At 64.8% G+C, this 17944-nt stretch carries 17 protein-coding genes; 8 read left to right on the forward strand and 9 right to left on the reverse strand.

Annotation, left to right across the window (positions count from 1 at the left end):
• Positions 1-32: 32 nt before the first annotated feature.
• A complete protein-coding gene (locus tag B0G74_RS24040; RefSeq protein ID WP_132377363.1) occupies positions 33-467 on the forward strand; it encodes a GNAT family N-acetyltransferase in 435 nt (144 codons plus the stop codon).
• A 165-nt stretch (positions 468-632) separates the two neighbouring features.
• A complete protein-coding gene (locus B0G74_RS24045; protein WP_132377364.1) occupies positions 633-1289 on the forward strand; it encodes a cation diffusion facilitator family transporter in 657 nt (218 codons plus the stop codon).
• 19 nt (positions 1290-1308) lie between these two features.
• On the opposite strand, the gene B0G74_RS24050 is transcribed toward B0G74_RS24045, so the two are convergent.
• From B0G74_RS24050 to B0G74_RS24060, 3 genes are all read right to left on the reverse strand, one after another.
• Entirely contained in the window at positions 1309-2196 is an 888-nt protein-coding gene (locus B0G74_RS24050) for a 2OG-Fe(II) oxygenase (protein WP_132377365.1), read from the reverse strand.
• Between the two features lie 92 nt (positions 2197-2288).
• Positions 2289-2774 carry a nuclear transport factor 2 family protein gene (locus tag B0G74_RS24055; protein ID WP_132377366.1) on the reverse strand — a complete coding sequence of 162 codons (486 nt, stop codon included), beginning with the start codon at positions 2772-2774 and terminating at the stop codon, positions 2289-2291.
• Positions 2775-2898: 124 nt separating this feature from the next.
• Complete coding sequence (locus B0G74_RS24060) at positions 2899-4464, reverse strand: MFS transporter (RefSeq protein ID WP_132377367.1); 1566 nt, start codon at positions 4462-4464, stop codon at positions 2899-2901.
• Positions 4465-4576: 112 nt separating this feature from the next.
• On the opposite strand from B0G74_RS24060, the gene B0G74_RS24065 reads away from it, so the two are divergent.
• From B0G74_RS24065 to B0G74_RS24075, 3 genes are all read left to right on the forward strand, one after another.
• Positions 4577-5452 (forward strand): LysR family transcriptional regulator, encoded by an 876-nt coding sequence (locus tag B0G74_RS24065; protein WP_132377368.1) that lies wholly within the window; start codon positions 4577-4579, stop codon positions 5450-5452.
• A 189-nt stretch (positions 5453-5641) separates the two neighbouring features.
• Entirely contained in the window at positions 5642-6241 is a 600-nt protein-coding gene (locus B0G74_RS24070; protein WP_132377369.1) for a hypothetical protein, read from the forward strand.
• 148 nt (positions 6242-6389) lie between these two features.
• Positions 6390-7742: a DUF2325 domain-containing protein gene (locus B0G74_RS24075; RefSeq protein ID WP_132377370.1), complete on the forward strand. Its 1353-nt coding sequence runs from the start codon at positions 6390-6392 to the stop codon at positions 7740-7742.
• A 24-nt stretch (positions 7743-7766) separates the two neighbouring features.
• On the opposite strand, the gene B0G74_RS24080 is transcribed toward B0G74_RS24075, so the two are convergent.
• The 3 genes from B0G74_RS24080 to B0G74_RS24090 all read right to left on the reverse strand — a co-directional run bounded on the left by B0G74_RS24080 (position 7767) and on the right by B0G74_RS24090 (position 9428).
• Positions 7767-8168 (reverse strand): LysR family transcriptional regulator, encoded by a 402-nt coding sequence (locus tag B0G74_RS24080; protein WP_243658296.1) that lies wholly within the window; start codon positions 8166-8168, stop codon positions 7767-7769.
• Between the two features lie 52 nt (positions 8169-8220).
• Entirely contained in the window at positions 8221-8766 is a 546-nt protein-coding gene (locus tag B0G74_RS24085) for a nitrogen fixation protein NifQ (RefSeq protein ID WP_132379330.1), read from the reverse strand.
• 173 nt (positions 8767-8939) lie between these two features.
• Positions 8940-9428 (reverse strand): molybdopterin-dependent oxidoreductase, encoded by a 489-nt coding sequence (locus B0G74_RS24090; protein ID WP_132377371.1) that lies wholly within the window; start codon positions 9426-9428, stop codon positions 8940-8942.
• A 216-nt stretch (positions 9429-9644) separates the two neighbouring features.
• Between B0G74_RS24090 and B0G74_RS24095 the strand changes: the two genes are divergently transcribed.
• The 3 genes from B0G74_RS24095 (at position 9645) to B0G74_RS24105 (ending at position 13393) form a co-directional block, all read left to right on the forward strand.
• On the forward strand, positions 9645-10571 hold the full coding sequence (locus B0G74_RS24095; protein WP_132377372.1) for a hypothetical protein: 927 nt from the start codon (positions 9645-9647) through the stop codon (positions 10569-10571).
• Positions 10572-10649: 78 nt separating this feature from the next.
• Positions 10650-11540, forward strand: a complete 891-nt coding sequence (locus tag B0G74_RS24100) for an extracellular solute-binding protein (protein ID WP_132377373.1) — start codon at positions 10650-10652, stop codon at positions 11538-11540.
• Positions 11541-11545: 5 nt separating this feature from the next.
• Positions 11546-13393 carry an ATP-binding cassette domain-containing protein gene (locus tag B0G74_RS24105; RefSeq protein ID WP_132377374.1) on the forward strand — a complete coding sequence of 616 codons (1848 nt, stop codon included), beginning with the start codon at positions 11546-11548 and terminating at the stop codon, positions 13391-13393.
• Here the strand turns inward: B0G74_RS24105 and B0G74_RS24110 are convergent.
• From B0G74_RS24110 to B0G74_RS24120, 3 genes are all read right to left on the reverse strand, one after another.
• Positions 13390-14832 carry a nicotinate phosphoribosyltransferase gene (locus B0G74_RS24110; protein ID WP_132377375.1) on the reverse strand — a complete coding sequence of 481 codons (1443 nt, stop codon included), beginning with the start codon at positions 14830-14832 and terminating at the stop codon, positions 13390-13392. The two genes, B0G74_RS24105 and B0G74_RS24110, sit on opposite strands and share 4 nt — an antisense overlap.
• 342 nt (positions 14833-15174) lie before the next feature.
• Entirely contained in the window at positions 15175-16377 is a 1203-nt protein-coding gene (locus B0G74_RS24115) for an AAA family ATPase (RefSeq protein WP_132377376.1), read from the reverse strand.
• A 67-nt stretch (positions 16378-16444) separates the two neighbouring features.
• Complete coding sequence (locus tag B0G74_RS24120; RefSeq protein WP_132377377.1) at positions 16445-16732, reverse strand: hypothetical protein; 288 nt, start codon at positions 16730-16732, stop codon at positions 16445-16447.
• Between the last annotated feature and the right edge of the window lie 1212 nt (positions 16733-17944).

Genomic DNA, 17944 nt, shown 5'->3' on the forward strand with positions numbered 1-17944 from the left:
AAGCACTCTGATAAAACGGGCGGAGATACGCGGTGCAAGCACAAGAACTGACTATTTCAAACGACAAGGCCGATCTCGACATCGAGATGGTCTACACGTTCCTGTCGCAAGTAACTCCGTGGGCCAAGGGCATGCCGCGCGAGACGTTCGAGCGGGCCGTCGCGGGCTCGATGTGTTTCGGCGGCTATATCGATGGCAGGCAGATCGCGTTCGCGCGCCTGATCACGGACGAGGCGACCTTCGCGTACCTATGCGACGTATTCGTGCTGCCGGACTATCGCGGCCGGGGACATGCGTCGGCGTTGATGAAGCACGTTTTCGCCAGCCCCTCGCTGCAGGGTCTGCGAAGAATCGTGCTGGTGACGACAGACGCGCATCGCGTGTACGAGCCGCACGGCTTCACCGGACTCGCGACGCCGGAGCGTTACATGGAGCTGCACAACCCGGACGTCTACAAGACGGCCTGAGCGCGGCGCGCGGCGCGAACCTCGCGGCGTTGTCATCGGCGTGCCACGTTGGACGGTTAATTTGCTGCGGGAACACAAACCGCAAAAACAGCAAAAACCGTCCCTAGCCCATGGCACAGCATTTCGCGCGCGAGTCCCGCAGTGATTCCGTCAATGGCGGCCGCCTTGTTTAAGGCCGCCTCCGCCAGCGCGCTGCTCAACGCCTTCCTTTCGGCGATGCAGATCGCCATCGGCCTCATGGCGCATTCGGACGGACTCTTTGCCGACGGCGTGCACACCTTGAGCGACCTCGCCGCCGACGGCGTCGTGCTGATCGTGCTGTACCTCACTACGCGACACCAGCGTACGAAGCTGCGCGATGCTGGCCAAAGCGCCGACACCGGCATCGAGCAGGCGCTGGCCGCGCTGTTCATCGCCGCCGTATTGATGATTACCGCCGCCGACATGCTCTGGACCAGCATCGCGCAGACCTCGACGCTGAGCGGCGGCACCGCGATGCATATCGGCGCGCTGGCCGTGAGCGGCTTCGTGATGCTCGCCAAAGAAGCTCTATTTCGCTATATGCGCGCCGAAGGCGCGCGCACGGGTTCAGCGATTTTGCTGGCCAGCGCATGGCATGCGCGCGTCGACGCGGTGTCGGCGCTGGTGGCGACGTTGGGACTCGCCGGCAGTCTGGCCGGCATGCCGATGCTCGATCACATCGCCGGCGCGGCGATCGGCCTGATGATCATGCGCATGGGCTACGCAAGCGGCCGCGGCGCGTTGAAGCAACTGTTCGCCGGCGCGCCGGGCAACACGACCGCCGGCCAGCCGGCTGAATAGAATCTGGGTTCGGTTTGCGTCAGCCGTAAGCGCGTTCGCGCATCCACTTCGTCATGATCCATTTATCCCCGCCGAGCACCGGCGCGCCGCCATGCAAGGTCAACGGATCGAGTTGACGCTGGCCGTTCATATAGCGGAAATACACCGCGCCGCCCTGCCTTGCCGCGACCGACATGCCCGCTTCGGGAAAGATGGTTTCGCCGCCGTCGGACACGTCGTTCAGATAGATCACCAGCGTGGCGACACGCTGGCCGCCCTGCGCGGTATGCACCGCGCTGCCGGGTTGATCGGGCGGGAAATAGTCGAAATGCGGGCGGTATTCGCCGGTCGTGCCGTAGTGCAGAATCTGCAGCCCTTCGCCGTTCTCGACCGGCCAGTTCATAAGACTCGCAATGCGCCGGTCCATCCGTTCGATGAACGCGTCTTCGCCGCGCTGATACCAGATCCCCTCGCTGGTGCGATTGCGGATCACGTCTTCCTTGCCAGTATCGGGATTGACCGTGGTGGAGCGCTTTAACCGATGCCGCGAGCGCTCGATCATCTCGGCGCATTCGTCCGGCGACAACACGTCGCCGAATACGATCACTTGCGGCCGCTCGCAGCGCATCAGCACACGCACGTCACGATCGTGCGCGCGGATCACATTGCCGCGCGCGACGGGCGGGTCGTCGTATTGGTAAGTCTGTGGCGCGGCTTTGGCGAGCGCCGCCTCGGTCGCGGCCGCCGCGGCAAAGGCCGGATTCGCCGGATTCGCCGGATCCTGGCTGAAGGTTTTGTGCACGGCCGCGCGCGCGGCGTCGGTGGCGAAACCGGCCTGCACCATGGCGTCGACCATCGAATCGGGACTGCAGCCGCGCGCCACGTTGCTGCTCAGCCACTCTTCCCATGCGGCATCCACTACTGGCATAGCATTCCTCATTCGTCCGCTTGAACAAATTCAGCATCACGTGGCTGAATAATAGCAAGCGGGCGTGGCTAGGCCTGATGCTAAGCCGCAGATCAACCGCGCTGCTGCCGGTGCCGGTACAGGTCGAGGCCCTTTCTTGCCTGCGTCCGAATGGCGCGCTGCACGAGCGGCGACCAGCCGAGCAGCGTCCCTTTGAGGCCGAGCGCCTGGCGCGTCCAGCTCCACAAGTCGAAGCTGTCGCGATGTTCGACGATGCGGCCGTCGCGGAACACGAAACGGGCGTCGATGTGGTTGACCACCGCGCGCCCTGTCTGGCTGAAGAGATAACTGGCCACCCAGTGGGCGCGGCCGCTGCGCTCGTCCGCTTCGACGCCCTCGAACGTCAGCGAGAAGTCCTGTGCGCGGGCCACCAGCATGCGCCACATGTCGCGCGCTTCCTCGCCGCGCAACTCGCCGAACGCGGGGTCGCTGAAGACGACGTCGTCCGCGTAACAGGCCACCATGGTTTCGGCGTCGCGTTGCTGAAACGCCGTGTAGAAACGCTGGATCAGTTCGGTGTTGGTGTTGGGATGGCTCATTGTTTTGATATCGTGCGATGCCCGTGTTTGAAGTCGATCCGGAAAAGGCGCCCGGCGACCATTCGATGGCGGGCACGCCGCACACGATATCGGAAAACTGAGCCCAACGGGCGACGCGGCGTGCCTACCCGTTCGAGGCCGCGCCACGCATCCGCGCGGCCTCGCTTTTGCCGGCCAGCAGCCAGACGCCGGCCGCGATCGACACCGCAATGAAAGCGGCCAGACCCAGCGCCGCGGCAAAGCCGCTCGCAAAGCTCGCATGCGCGGCCGACATCAGCGCGGCCCGTACGGCGGGCGGCAAGCTCGCCGTGGCCTGCGCCGTGTCGCCGGCCAACACGCGCGACATGAAGCCGGCGTCGAGCGCGGTTTTCACCTCGGGCGTCAGCGGCGCCGCGGCGAGGAATGCCGTGTGAGTGCGCGCCGCGAGCACCGCGCCGAGTACTCCGACCGAGGTCACGATGGCGGTAAAGCGCGTCGTCGTGCTGATGCCGGAGGCCATGCCCGTGCGATCCGGCGGCACGCAGGCCATGATCGCCTTCTGCGTGTCGCCGTTCAGAATCCCGGCGCCGAGACCCGTCACGATCATGCCGAGCGCGACCAGTGCGTAGCGTTCGTCGCTCGCGATCAACGCCGTCAACAGGTTGCCGAGGGCGATCAGCAGCAAGCCCATCGACAGCACGGCCATGCTCGAAACACGCCTGCCGAGCGCGGCGCCGATGTACGGGCCGATCACCATCGACAGCGCGAACGGCAGCATGCCCACGCCCGCGGCCACCGCCGACAGACCGAACGCGTTCTGCAAATACAACGGCAGGAACGTCATCATCACCTGGGCGCAGGCGGCGTACCCGAACATGGCGAGCACCGCGGCGACAAAGCGCGGTTGCCGGAACAGCGCGAGATCGACCATCGCATGCGCTCGCACCCGCTGCACCTGAACGAACGCGCCGAACAACAGCACGCAGGCCGCGAGCCGCATGGCGGTCGGCCAGCTTGCGAGGCCGTCGGCCGGCACTTCGATCAGCGCCCAGATGCCGAGCGCGAGCGCGCTGCCGAACAATAGACTGCCGGCGATATCGAGCGGACCGGGTTTCGGATTGCGCGACTCGACGATTGCACGCGACGCGCACCACGCGAGCACCGCGCACACGGGCAGGTTCAGCAGAAAGATCCAGCGCCAGCCGAACCATTGCGTGATGACGCCGCCGACCAGCGGCGCCACCGTGGTCGCGAGGCCCATGCAGGTGCCCCACACGGCCCAGGCGCGCACGCGGGCGGGGCCTTCGTGAAACGTGTTCGCGATGATGGCGAGGGCGGCGGTGAGCAGCATTGCCGCGCCGACGCCCTTGACCGCCCGCGCGATGTTCAGCACAGCAGCCGTCGGCGCCACGCCGCAACCGAGCGACGCCAGAAAGAACACCGCCAGCCCGAGCAGCAGCATTTTCTTGCGGCCGACGCGGTCGGCGAGACCGCCCGCCGGCAGCAGGCACGACGCGAACGCGACCATGTACGCGCTGACGACCCATTCGACGTCGGCGAAACTCGCGTGGAACGAGCGCGCGATCGACGGCAACGAGACCGCCACGACATTGGTGTCCAGCACGATCAGCGCGCAGGTGGCCGACGCGGTGGCCAGCACGAATGCGGGGTTGGCCGGCGCCGGGCGGTGGTCTGAGGAAGGAGACGGCATAGGAAGGCGAATGGCGGCGAGTTGAGGTCGACTCAATGTTAGCGACGCCTCTATTTCCTGTCATTGGCATAAAATCACAAAATAATTAGCTCAGGCGGAAATACAGAAAACCATGCGGCAACTCGAACTCCGTCATATCCATGCCTTCGTTTGCGTCGCGAAACAGCTTCATTTCTCGCGCGCCGCCGACGAATTGGGGATCGCCGCGCCGTCGCTGACCAAGCTGATCCAGGAGGCGGAACGGCTGCTCGGCGTGCGGCTCTTTCATCGCACCAAGCGCTCGGTCGCGCTGAGCGCGGCGGGCAGCGCCTATCTCGCCGAGGCGCTGGTCGCGCTCGATCACCTCGCGCGCGGCGAGGAGCGCGCGGTGCTGGCCGAGCGTGGCGAGCTCGGGCGCGTCGAAGTCGGCTATGTGGCGTCGGCGGCGTATGCGGGCGTGTTGCAGCGCGATGTCGGTGGATTTCGCGGCGCGCATCCGGGCGTCGACATTTCGATCCGCGAGGTGCCGATGGACAACGTCGCCGCCATGTTGCGCGACGGCCTGCTCGACGCCGCCTACGTGCGCCCGCCGATGCTGCTGGCCGACGGCATTCAGGCCACGACCGTGCATCGCGATCAATTCGTCCTCGCATTGCCGACCGATTCCGCGCTGGCGGCCTCGCCGAGCGTCAAGCCGGCGCAACTGCGCGACCAGTGCTTCGTGCTGCCGGAGCAGGAAGCCGGCACTTTCGAAGTGGCGCGGCGCGGGCGCTTCTCCGCGCGGCTCGGACCGCGCCCCGGTACGCTCGCCTCGGTGCTGGCCTGCGTGTCGCTGGGCGGCTATGTCGCCATCGTGCCGCATACGCTGGCGGACTGCATCGCTTTGCCGGGTGTGGTGTACCGCGACATCACCGGGCAGCCCATCCCTTCGGAGATCGCGATTGCCTTCCGGAAGTACGAGCGGGCCCCGGCCGTCAAGGCGTTTCTCGACTTCGCACGGCATAAGTGACACCGGTCTGAAGGCGGCTTGAAGCCTGTCCGACGGGTCGGGAAACGGCGTCTGTTCAACACGCCGGCCGCTTTTCGTTATATCCTGCCGAATATCACGGTAGGCTTCGTGGTGCGTGGCGGCGCGTCTTTCAGCGCTTCTGAGAGCCCCGCGCGACGAGGCGAAACGAGCCAGCAGGAGCCAGTAGCGGTGCGCAGTCGATCCATTTCATCCGCCCCGGCAAGACGCCGCGAGCGTCTGCCCAACGAGCTTTCATCGACCATCGTCGCGGTGAAGTCGGCGTCCGAGCGCGGCCGCGCCGAATCGATCCGCGATGTCGTCGACGCCTACCGGCGTCTCTACGGCAGCGTGCAGCGCTTCGTGCTGATGCTGACCGAAGACCGGTTGAATTTCGCCTCGGTCGGCACGTCCGGCTCGCATTCGCTGAACCAGTTGCTGTCGATCCTCGCCGAGCGGGCGAGAGCCGCGGCGTTCGCGCGTCTGCGCGACCTCAAAGCGGCGATCGAGGAAGCGCGCTGCGCCGAACAACTGCGCGACGCGATTTTTTCCGATACGTTCAGCAACGACCTGGCTGCCTTGCGCAAGGTGGTCGCGGAACTCGAACGGCTCGACGCGGCCTTCGTGGGCCTGTGCGTCGGGCATGTGCTCGAACAGCACGCACGGGCCGCGAATGACATGAACCCGACGGCAGGCAAGCGCGCCGGAACCGCGCGAAGCCCTGCGGACAGGGTGGCCGTGCGGCGCAAAGCGCGCGTCGCCGAGCCCGCCCTCGCCTCCTCCAACGACTGATTAACGACAGCCGCAGATGAACGCTCTCTTTCGCCCATCGTTATATCTTTCCGAATATATCGCCGGCCGCGCTTGCGCGGCGAAAGTGCGCCATGAGCTTCACCTGCACTTTCAACCCGCCTGACACCGAACCGGATTCGAGATTCCCATGCACACGCCCCCGTTCCGTCTCGCCCAGCCCGCGCGCCTGAAACTATCCGGCGACGAACTTGCCGGCACCGGCATGCACGTCGCCGACGCATGTTGCGCCCCCGCCAAAGTGTCGTTCTCGAACACCAAACGGCGCGCGCGCCTCGCCGAACTCGACAGCCATCTGCATTGTTCGATCATCGGGACGTGTCTGAGCACGCACGAGTTGCGCAAGCTGGTGCCGAAATTCACGGGACTCGATCGCCGCGACGCGAGCGATCTGGAGATCCATCACTCGGCGGTCGAACTCGCGATCGAAGGCGGCGCGGCCGCCAAGGCGCTGCACAAACTGCTCGACGAACACTATGCGGGCGCGATCCGCCGCTTCGAGAAAGCCACCGACGACGTCGACCTGCTCAATCTCTGGGACGAAGCGCTGAAGAGCGGCGACATCCCGCCCGCCTACTGGGCGTTGATGACGCATCCGTTTGCGACCATGCGCGTGCGCCAGAAAGCATTCGGCGACTTGCACATGCTGTCGCATCTGGTGGGCGCGGCCAATCGCGCGGACATTCGCCGGCTGGTCGCGCTGGAAGAGGAGAACGCCGCATTGAAAGAGAAAATCGAGCGTCAGCAGAGCCGTTTGCAGGAACTCAGCCTGCAACGCGACGCGTCGATTGCGGCGCTCAACGAGCAGATCGCGCAGCTCACGGCGCAGACAAGCCGCCAGATCCCCGCCGATGTCGCCGGTCACGAAGCCGAAACGCAACGGCTGCGCGACAAACTGGCCGACGCCGATCAGCGCGTCGCGCTGCATACGAGCCGTCGCGAGGCCGCGGAACAGCGCGCGCTGCAGGAACAGGACGCGGCGCTCGCGCTGCGCAGAAGCCACGATCAGACGCTGACGCTGCTCAAGCTGGTGCAAAGCGAATGCGACGCCCTCGAACGCGCGACGGTGGACGCAGCGGACGCGGCGAGCGGAGCCGGCACGCGCCGGGCGAGCCTCGACAGCGTGCAAGGCAAACGGATCGCGTATGTGGGCGGCAGGCCGGGTTCCAACGCGGCGCTCAAGCGGCTGGTGGAAGCGGCCGGCGGCGAACTGATCGTGCACGACGGCGGTGTGGAAGATCGCAAAGGTCTGCTTGCCGCGGCGTTGCCGGGTGCGGATCTCGTCGTGTTTCCGGTCGATTGCATCGACCACGATTCGATGAATACGCTCAAGCGCGTCTGCGAACGCCATCAGATCGACTATCACCCGCTGCGCACGGCGAGTGTGGCGAGCTTCGTCGAATTGATGGCGCGCCTGCACCCCGAGCATCTTGCGCAATTGGGCAATCCGCCGCCTTCGGCGTTTTGCCTGCGCCACGGCTGAGCGCACTTGCGCGACCCGGCCCGCTCAGGAGCGGATTAGCCTGGTCAACTCGGCGATCTGTTTCGCGCAACTTCGCTGCGCCTCGACTTCGACGTCGCGGTACAGGCGAATGATGGTTTCGCCCACGGGCGTGAGCGTGCAGCCGCCGCCGCTCTGGCCGCCCTGCTCCGAATGCGTGGCAGGCGACTTGAGCGAACGGTTCAGTTCATCGATCAGCAGCCAGGCGCGACGGTACGACATATCGAGGCTGCGCGCCGCCGCCGAGATCGAGCCGAATTCGCGCACGGCTTCGAGCAATTCGACTTTGCCCGGCCCGAGCGCGACCGCGTCGCCGCTACGGATGCGCATTCTGAAGCGCACTTCTGGACGCGCCTTCGCGGCTTTTTTTGCCGCGGGTGCGGGTTTGGTTTTTGGGGTGTCAGCCATGCGCGAAAGCATACACGAACCGCCTCGTACTGCCACCCTGGCCGAACGGCCATCACAATCCTCCCTGAAGCTCCGGGAAGCAATGCCCGTAGTCTTCACAGCCGGGACAGCCTGGCGCCGGGCCAGGCTGCAAACCCAGTGACAACGCGCGTTGTTCAGCGAGGAACTTCTTCCACCGCAAGTTGGCGGTATTGAGCGCGACGAGCGTGGGGAAATAACGCGTCAGCATCCACGTGACTTCGGCGCGGCCGGCGAGGCCGAGGTCGCGCCACAGGTGATCCGGACGCAAACAGGCATGGGCGATGATCGCAGCTAGACGCTGCGCGTCGTCTGCATGGATCGTGGCGCTGGCGTACGTGAGCAATAGCGCGTGGAGCGTGCGGACGAATTCCGCGTGCTCGCTCGAAGTGACCACGAGCGGCAGCGCGGCCGGGACAGCGGCACGCGCGAAGTGCCGCGCCAGCAGCGCGCGCCACGCCGGTTGCTGAAGTCCGAGCAGCGCGAGTTCGTTGCGCGCGTCGCGCTCGGCGATCAGTTTGGCGAAGAGTTGTGTGTCGGGTGATGCGGCGTCCGTGGCCGCGTCCAGCCAGTGGGTCATCCGCGCGGCGGTCAATGCGTCCTGCGGCAACGACAACGACCGCACCCACAAAGGCGCGTCTTCGCCAGTTGCGGCAACACCAACAACGCGTGCAAGCGGATCGTCAGACATGGCGGCAACGTGATAAGGATCAGCGACCCATGTTACGCCTACCGGCTGTGCCTCGCGTTCACCTATGCCAACGGTCCCAACACATGCGCCTCGATCCGCGCGAGCCGTTTGACATGGCGCGGCGCGGGCAGGATGTCGGATCCGGAAAACAGAATCGGCGCGCCGTCTTCAGCGTCGAGCGCTTGGCCGCCGCACTCGTAGGCGACCATCACGTTCTCGCCGATCGGTGTGTTGAAGAGTTCGTGCCACGAAAACGTCACGACATAGCCGTCGCGCCCCATCGCGACGAACACCGTGCGCTTGAATTCGCCCGGCACGCTATTCGGCAAGCCCGCTTCCGTGATCAGCGTCGTCAGGCGCACGCCGCGATACGGCTCGACGCTGCGAATAAAGCGGTTGGTCGTATAGCAACGCAGATCGAACGGCGTGGCCACCACGCTTTCGTAGCGTTTGAGTTCATCGAGCCCGAATGAAAGCGGCCGCTGGAATCGTCCGCTCAGGACGAGCGCGCTGTCGACAGCGGGCGCGGCAATCACATTCTCACTATCCATATCCGTTTATCTCCAGCATGTGCGCCTGAGCGGCTTGTTCACCCGTTATGTCCGTGTGTATATTACGCTGCGATGGCGGCTTGCGCGCAAAACCGCGTCGATACGCGTCATATCGCCGGGAATATAGCCCGGCCTCACCCTCATTCATAACAATCACGGCCCGCGTGGGCGCGCCGGCATACGGCCGGTGCGCAGCCGGGCCGCTCAGGAGGTCACATGCGCTTCTCACCCGCCTGGCGACGCACCACGTGTCTCGCTTTCGTCTCCCTCGGCCTGATCGCGGCGCTCGCCGGCTGTGGCGGCGACGAGATTACCGTCACGCCGCAAAAGGCCGCCGTCAGCGCGTCGCCGAACGGCATCGCGGTGCGCGCGGCGGACGGCGCCGTCTTCATCACCGACGACCAGACCAATAGCGTGCTCTCCTCGCCGGACGGCCGCACGTTCGCGCATTACGCGAGCGTGCCCGCGGTGGCCGGCCAGTCGAACAGCCTGAGCCAGTTGAGCTTCGCCGACGCGTCCACGCTGATGATCGAACGCTTCGGCTTCGGCACGGCGAGCGCGGTGTTCAGCATCAAGGGCGTCGATGCGGTCGCGGCGCTGAGCGGCCCCGATCCGGCGCGCCGCCGCCTCGGCCTGATCTCGATCGGCTCCAATCGTTTGCTCTCGACGTGGTTCGTCAAAATCGGCAGCAATCCGCTGCAAGGCGGCCTGAGTCTCATCACGTATGATCCGGCCGCTCACACGGCGGTCGAGCGCGATCTGCTGAGCGGACTCGGCAAGCCGGTCGGGATCGCCGTGTCTGGCGACGCGGTCTACGTCTCCGACCAGGCCAACAACGACATCGTCAAAGCGAGTCTGAGCGCGTTGCTGGGCGGATCGCAGGCCGTGACGCCGAGCGGCGCGTTCGTGCGGATCACCAGCCCGGACCTGATGGCCGTCGACGCGGGCGGCAAGCTGTACACCAAATGCAATACCACCGGCCTGTGCCGGATCGCGCCGGACGGCACGATCAGCGTGCTTGCAAACGACTTTCAGGACGCCCGCGGCGTAGCCGTCGACGCGCCGCGCGGCCGGCTGTACGCCATCGACCGCGCCGCCAGTGCGAGCGGCACCAGTTACGTGCGCAGTTTCCCGCTTAACTGATGCAGAGCGGCGTCGTCACACAAGATAATGCGATGACGTCGTAATATAGCGCTCTTAATAACGTATCGGGGTTATCGCATGATTCGCAAGCTGCTCGCTTCTCTCGTCGCTCCTCTCGTGGTCGTTACCGGCATCGTGACGGCCGCGCCTGCTTTCGCGCAGGACAACACGGTCAACGTGCTGTACGCCGGCTCGCTCGTCAATCTGATGGAGCGCAGCATCGGCCCGGCATTCGAGAAGGCCACCGGCCAGCATTTCCGCGGCTACGCGGCGGGCTCGAACAAGATCGCCAACGAGATCAAGGGCAAGCTGCGCCGCGGCGACGTGTTCATCAGCGCGAGCCCCAAGGTGAATGACAGTTTGACCGGCGCTGCAAACGGCGATCACGTCACGTGGTATGTGAACTTCGCCGAATCGCCGTTGATGATCGGCTACAACCCGCAGAGCAAGTTCGCGCCGCAATTCAAGAGCAAGCGCTGGGACCAGGTGCTGCAGGAGCCGGGCATCCGCATCGGCCGGACCGACCCGAAGCTCGACCCGAAGGGTGCCTTCACCGTCGAGATGGTGACCAGGGCGGCTGAGCTCTACCACCAGCCGGACCTCGTCGAGAAGACGCTCGGCGCGGCGGAAAACCCCGAGCAGGTTTTGCCCGAGGAAACGCTGGTTGGCCGCCTGCAATCCGGCCAGCTCGACGCCGGCTTTTTCTATTCCACCGAAACGTCCGACCTGAAGATTCCGGCGATCCGCCCCGCACCTGAATTGCAGGCCAAGGCAAGCTACACGCTGACGATTCTCAGCGACGCGCCGAACCGTGAAGGCGCGAGCAGCTTCGTCGACTTTCTGTTGAGCGCGAAAGGCCGCGCGCTGCTCAAGCAACATGGCGTGGACGTCATCAAACCCACGGTAAGCGGCAACGGGCAAGCCATGCCGCCTTCGGTGCAAGCCGTGATCGACGCCGCCGCGCAGTAAGCGCGGTGAAACGTACCGCTGCGCGTCCGCTGCTGTGGCTGGCGGCGCTGCTGGCCGTCTATCTGTGCGCTCCGTTCGTTGCGAGCGTGCCGCAGCTCGGCCGGGCGGACTGGGCGAATGTCGATTGGCGCGCGACGTGGTCGGCGGTCGGCATCTCGGCGGCGAGCGCGAGCGTGGCCTCGCTCGCGATTCTGCTGGGCGGCGTGCCGCTCGGCTATTTCCTGGCGCGTTCGACTTCGCGCAAGGTGGCGCTCCTCGGCTTCGTCGTGCAGTTGCCGCTGGCGCTGCCGCCGCTCACCAGCGGCGTGCTGCTGCTGTTTCTGCTCGGCCCGTATAGCTGGGTTGGCCGCTTCACCAATGGCGTGCTGACGGATTCGTTCGCCGGCATCGTGCTCGCGGAAGTCTTCGTCGCCGCGCCCTTCCTGATCATTGCCGCCAAGTCCGCGTTCACCACCGTCGACCCGGTGCTCGACGACGTGGCCGCGACGCTCGGCCATCACGCCGGCAGCCGATTTTTCCGCGTCATGTTGCCGGTCGCGTGGCCGGCGATTCGCGCGGGACTCGCGCTCGCGTGGCTGCGCGCGTTCGGCGAATTCGGCGCGACCGTGATGGTGGCCTATCACCCGTATTCGTTGCCGGTCTATACGTACGTCGTATTCGGCGGCCAGGGGTTGCCGGCGATGATGCCCCTGTTGCTGCCGACGCTCGCCATCGCGATCGTCTGCGCGGCGCTGTCGATTTACAGCCTTCGGCAAAAGACCACGCTCGAGCAAACCGAAAACGGCGACGACGCGCTCGAACCCGGCGCGGACCTGACGGCGAGCCGCAGCGAAACCGCGGACCTGCGCCTCGCTTTCCATTTGCAACGCCGGCTGGGCGCGTTCGATCTCGACATCGCATGGACGCCGGTCACACGACGCCTCGCGATCATCGGGCCGTCGGGCTCGGGCAAGTCGTTGGCGCTGCGTCTGATCGCGGGGCTCGAATCCAACGCGTCGAGCAGCGTGACACTCGGCACGACGCCATTGAACACGCTGCCGCCCGAGCGCCGGCAGATCGGCTATATGCCGCAAGACTACGGCCTGTTTCCGCATATGACGGTGGCGCAGCAACTGGCCTTTCCCGTCGATGCCGATCCCGCCAGCGCGCGTTACTGGCTCGATCATCTGGGCCTCGCCCAACTGGTCGCGCGCCTGCCCCATCAATTGTCGTTCGGCCAGCGGCAGCGCGTCGCGCTCGCGCGAGCGCTGACACGGCATAGCGAACTGCTGCTGTTCGACGAGCCGTTCGCCGCGCTGGATACGCCGCGGCGGCGCCGCTTGCAGCAGTCGTTGCGCGCCTTGCAGCGCGAGATCGCGGCGGTGACGATCATCGTCACGCACGATCCGGATGAAGCCGCGTTGCTGGCCGATGAAGTTCTGGTCGTCGAACAGGGCCGCGTGTTGCAAGCGGGTTTTATCGACGCCGTATTCGAGCGGCCGGCGTCGATGCGAGTGGCCGGCCTGCTCGGCTTGCACAATGTAGGCGAAGGCGTGATGAGTGCTTCAGGCAAGGTCGAGATCGCTCAGGGCCTCGTGATCGGAACGGGCGACAGCGGACTCGATCTCGCCGCCGGTCAGCGGGTCATGTGGCGCGTGTCGTCGCACGCCATTGTCGTGACGGTGGACGGCACACATGCCGGTGTGGTCGACGCGGTCGAATTGCGGCGCGGCGAGCGCTATGTCCGCGTGAATATTGCCGGAGTCCGCTTCGACATCGCCAATGAAGCTGGCCGCCTGCGCGAAGGCGCGCCGTGCCGGATCGAGATCCGCGCTTCAGGTGTTGCCGTCTGGCAAGCGAGCGATTCGCATTAACCTTCGTGCGCGTGAGCGCGGCCTCTGATTTCGGCAAGCGACATATCGACCAGCAGCTTGCCGGAATCGAACACCGTCACCAGCGCATCTTCCCAATCGCCTTCGACGGTGCGCTCGTTCCACGCCACAGGCAACGTCGTCGTTCGATATTCGCCCGTGTGGCGATTCACCAGCAGCGTCAGGCGCCCTTTCATCGAGCGCTTTCCGGCGTCCGTGACCGGGTCCTTGAGCACGTCGTGCCACTCGTCGCCTAAACGGATCGCGGAACACTTCATCGCGAAGCGCTGCGTGTCGCGGTTGATCTGCTGCAACAACGCGCCGCCCATGCCGAACACGATGTTGTCCGCCGCGAAGCCGGCTTCGTCCATAGCGGCAAGAATCGCTTCAATCGAATCGGGGTTCACGCCGTCGCCCTGGATCACCCGCACGTTGTTGAGCACGCGCCGCCCTTTGCCGTTCACTACCGATCCGAACGACGTCTCGAGTGCCCGCAGGGTTTGCAGCACGATCGTCCGTGGATCGCCGGAGTCGGGCCGGATCACCAGCGTGCCACCGGAGTCGAGCACCGCCTGCTTCAACTCCGTGCCCCAGGCGTCGAGCGCGGCGAACAGATCGTAGGAATCGGACACCACGGAAACGATTGCCCCTGGCTTGCCGAACTGCGCAATCATGTTGCGAAACGCGTCGGTTTCGCGCTCGCGGCCCCATGACGTGATCGTGCTGTGCTCCGCCGCCGGCACGGAAAACGCCGCCATCGTCTCGTTGTAGTAGTGGTTCGCCGCGACCACGCCGAGCACGGTGTCCGAGCCCATGAAGCTGACGAGGTGCGCGGCGCCGCCGATCGCCGCCGACTCCGCGCTCGACACGCCACGCGCGCCGAAATCGTGCAGCTTGAACGGCAGTTGCGTGAGGTCGTCGCTGCTCTTTAGCAGATAGCCGCGGATCGTCTTGCGCAGATGCCAGCTTTGCGTCGCCACCGTAATCGGATACCACACGCGCAGAAGCATGGTCTCCATATACGACGCCAGCCAGAACACCTGCGGATCGTCGCATTCGACCGTGACGAGCACGTTGTGCGTCGGCACGACCGAGCCTTCCGGCACCGCGCGAATGCGCACCGGCAGATAGCCGCCGTGGTGTTCGACGATGTAGCGCCAGCCCGCTTCGTTGAACGGCTCGCCGTGCGCCGTGAAAAAAGCCTTGGCCTGCCCGATCATGGCCGGAGTCACCGGGCGGCACAGATATTCCTTGATCAGCATCTGCAGGCCGAAGAACAGCGTGCGATCGTAGCGCCCGCCGCGCGACTCGATGTAGGAGAACATCGCCGACGCTTCGGGCGGATATTGCAGGTAGTGCGACGCCTTGTACGAATCCGTGTTGAGGATCGGATTGGACAGGATCGACGCGATATCGTTGAGACCGTTGGACTCGTTTTGCATGGACGATGCTGCGCTCACAGGCGCTCTAGAGAGTAATCAGACAGGCCGCGAAGTGGCTGGCCACCACGACACGATACACTGTCAAAACACACCGGGAATCAAGCGAAAGCACAGCTTGCGTCGATACGCGCGATAGCTGCTCGCCGCGACGCTCTAACGGCGGAGTGGTCCACGTCATTGCCTATTCGTTTCGACATGCGAATTATTATTCTGGCAGGTTACGCCAAAGGCTGCCCGCCTCCCATGATCGCAGCGTAGCAGCGGCACGGATCCGCTATCCAGATCATGCCACGGACGTGCGGATTCGCTTCTGACGAGTGTGTCCAGTTTGACAGAACGGCTTCAATGGCCGGGTTTGAGCTGCGGCGGCACATTCGGCCGCGACGCGAACAGCCGGCCGAGCACGCCTTTGCGGCGCTCGGCGCTGGATGGCCACAGCATGTCCGCCAGCAGGCTGATACCTTGCGCAAGCGTGCTGTCCCGGGCCGATGTCACCAGCGGCACACCGCGGCTGAGCGCTTCATTGGCCTGCTTTTCGTCGCGCGGAAGCTGATGCGCCACCCTCGCGCCGAGCGTCTGTTCGAGCTTCGACAGGTTGATCTGGGCGTTCTTGTCGTAATGGTTCACCACCACCCGCACCTTGCTGGCCGGATAGCCCAGTTCCCTGAAAATATCGAGCATGCGCCGCCCGCCATGCAGGTAAAGCAGGTTCTGACGCACCACCATGCAGATCGTGTCGCTGCGATCGAGTGCATGGATCGTCAACGGATTCAGGCTCTGGCCGACGTCGATCAACACTGCGTCATAGCGCTCGCGCGCCAGCGCGAGAATGCTCTCCATCTGCGCGGGCAGCAATTCCGCGGCCTTGAGCGGATCGCCCGCACCCGCCAGCACATCGAGATTTGCGTGGACATGCATCACGCATGATTCGAGTAGCGCGGCGTCGAGGCGCTCCGCGTGGGAGCAGAGATCGGCAAGCGTGGTGGGTGGCGGTTTGTCGGCCATGAGCAGGCTGGCGTCGCCGAATTGCTGGCTGAGATCGATCAGCAGCACACGCCGGTTGCTCAGCGCGGCAAGCGAATACGCGAGATTCACGGCGATTAGCGTGGTACCGCTGCCACCCTTGCTCGAAGCGAGCGAGACGACACGGCCGACGCGACGGCCGATGGCGTTTTTCCGCACGTCGGCCTGGATGAGGATGGTGGTGATCTCGTCGACGTCGAGCGGCCACGCCAGCACATGCCGCACGCCGACGCGCATCGCCGCGCCCAGCAAGGCGGTGGACGGCGCCGCCGTCATCAGCACGCAATGCAGCGCCGGCGTGCAGGCCAGTGCTTCCTCGACGCCGTCCAGGTCGCGCGCATTCAGTCCGGCATCGTCGACGATCAGCATATCGGCGCTTCGAATCGCACGGTCGTGCGCCCGCACTTGCCGGGCAGTGCCGTGAGCGGTGCGCAGCCGGTAAGCCACGCCGCTTGCCTCGAGGCGAGCGACGATGTCCGGCGCGCGCTCCATGCTGGATGAAATCAGGAAGATGTCGATCATGTCGGCTCTCCGCCGGTCTGACGCCGTTCGGTTGGCGAAGCCACCTCGATAGCGATCGATGTTCTGGTTATTCGTCGGAATCGGACCGGTAAATGTCCGCACCGCGTTCGTAGTTTCGTTCCTGCGACACCGGCATCTCATACACCGAGTCGCGCAACGCCTCGCGCTGAAGCTCCGCTTGCGCCCGGCGCTTGATCGCCTCGGCAATCACCAGCGTCGTCAGATCGACCGGCGGCGCGGCGAACAATGCGCGCGGCGCGGCGATATGCCGGTGATAGGCGACATCCGTTGAGTACATGGTGGTTTGACGAGCCGGCTGTGCTGTGCCGGCCGGCTTGGTGAACTGTCTGGTCATGACAACCCCCAAAAAAAATCTGTTTTTTTCACTGCTCTGTCCAGGTGAGCCGTGTCCGCACATTCGCGGACACGGCGCCCGGTCCACCTCGTAAGCCGCGCCTCTCTACGGAGACTCTGGCCATTCCTCCCCGCTCCATCGCGCCCGGTTGGTCCTCGACCGCGCGCTACCCCGCCGCTCTTCTTTCGCTGCCTTCTTGTTGTTGTGCGTATCGTTCGCTCACCCACTCCGCGAGCGCGGTACTTGTTGTTTTTTGCCATCCCCTTCATGTCCGCCGAAACAGACGGAAAAAGTGGCGAGGTCGACCTTTACATCGTCCGGTCACATTGACCGGTACGTTGTACCGATCATTCGCGCCGTGCTCTTATGTCGTTTGTTTTTCAGTGGCCCCGCCGCCCCCTCGTAAAACGCATTGGCTTCCCCCCGCCGCGCCTACGAAGTTTTATGTGCCGCCGATCTCTCTTCACTCCGGCTTCCCGGAGTTCGGACCGGGCGGCAACAGCATTCGCTGTGAAGTGCTTATTGCAACGGCTATGCCATGTGCCCTCAAACCCTTATGCCACCGTGATCGTTGCTGCGGGGCACCCTGCTCGCGCACTCTTCGCATCTCGCGTTGATTCGAATTCGACACGCACTTAGGCCTCCGCCGACGCGCCGCGGCGACGCGTAGCTGACCGTTGGCTCGCCGGGCAATCCGCAGGTCCCGCGTGGGGCCGGGCGCTGCGTTACATCCCGGTCAAATATGCCGATGCTTCGGAACCCTACCGGGTAGTCTCGACCCCCTGTCCGATGTGTCGCAAGCGTGAGACGAGGCAAATCCCGAACTACAGTTCCGTTTCACATTTGCCGTAAAACGAATTGAGGCGCTATGTGGGATGCCGAGCATAGCGGGACTTGACCGTCCATTTTTTACCGCAAGCACAATGGGGTGATATGAAAAACGTTTCTGAATCCAGACTTGTTTGTATGGCGCTCGAAAGCGGTTTCGCTTATCGTTAAGCCCATGCGCCAAGAAGAGTGCTTGTATCAGGCCAACGAGGTTAAAAACGGTTTGAGTGATTCGGGGAAAAGATCGTGTGACGGTTACAACGGTGAACACCGTTCCCGCCATTCGTCCGATATGTAGCAGCTCGCGGCTCGCGCCGCCCGCTCCATGCCCCCCGAGATTGCCGCTACCGTGAATCGTCACCGCCGGGCGTCGAGTCGCAGAAC

The sequence above is a fragment of the Paraburkholderia sp. BL9I2N2 genome (assembly GCF_004339745.1).
Lineage (GTDB): Bacteria > Pseudomonadota > Gammaproteobacteria > Burkholderiales > Burkholderiaceae > Paraburkholderia.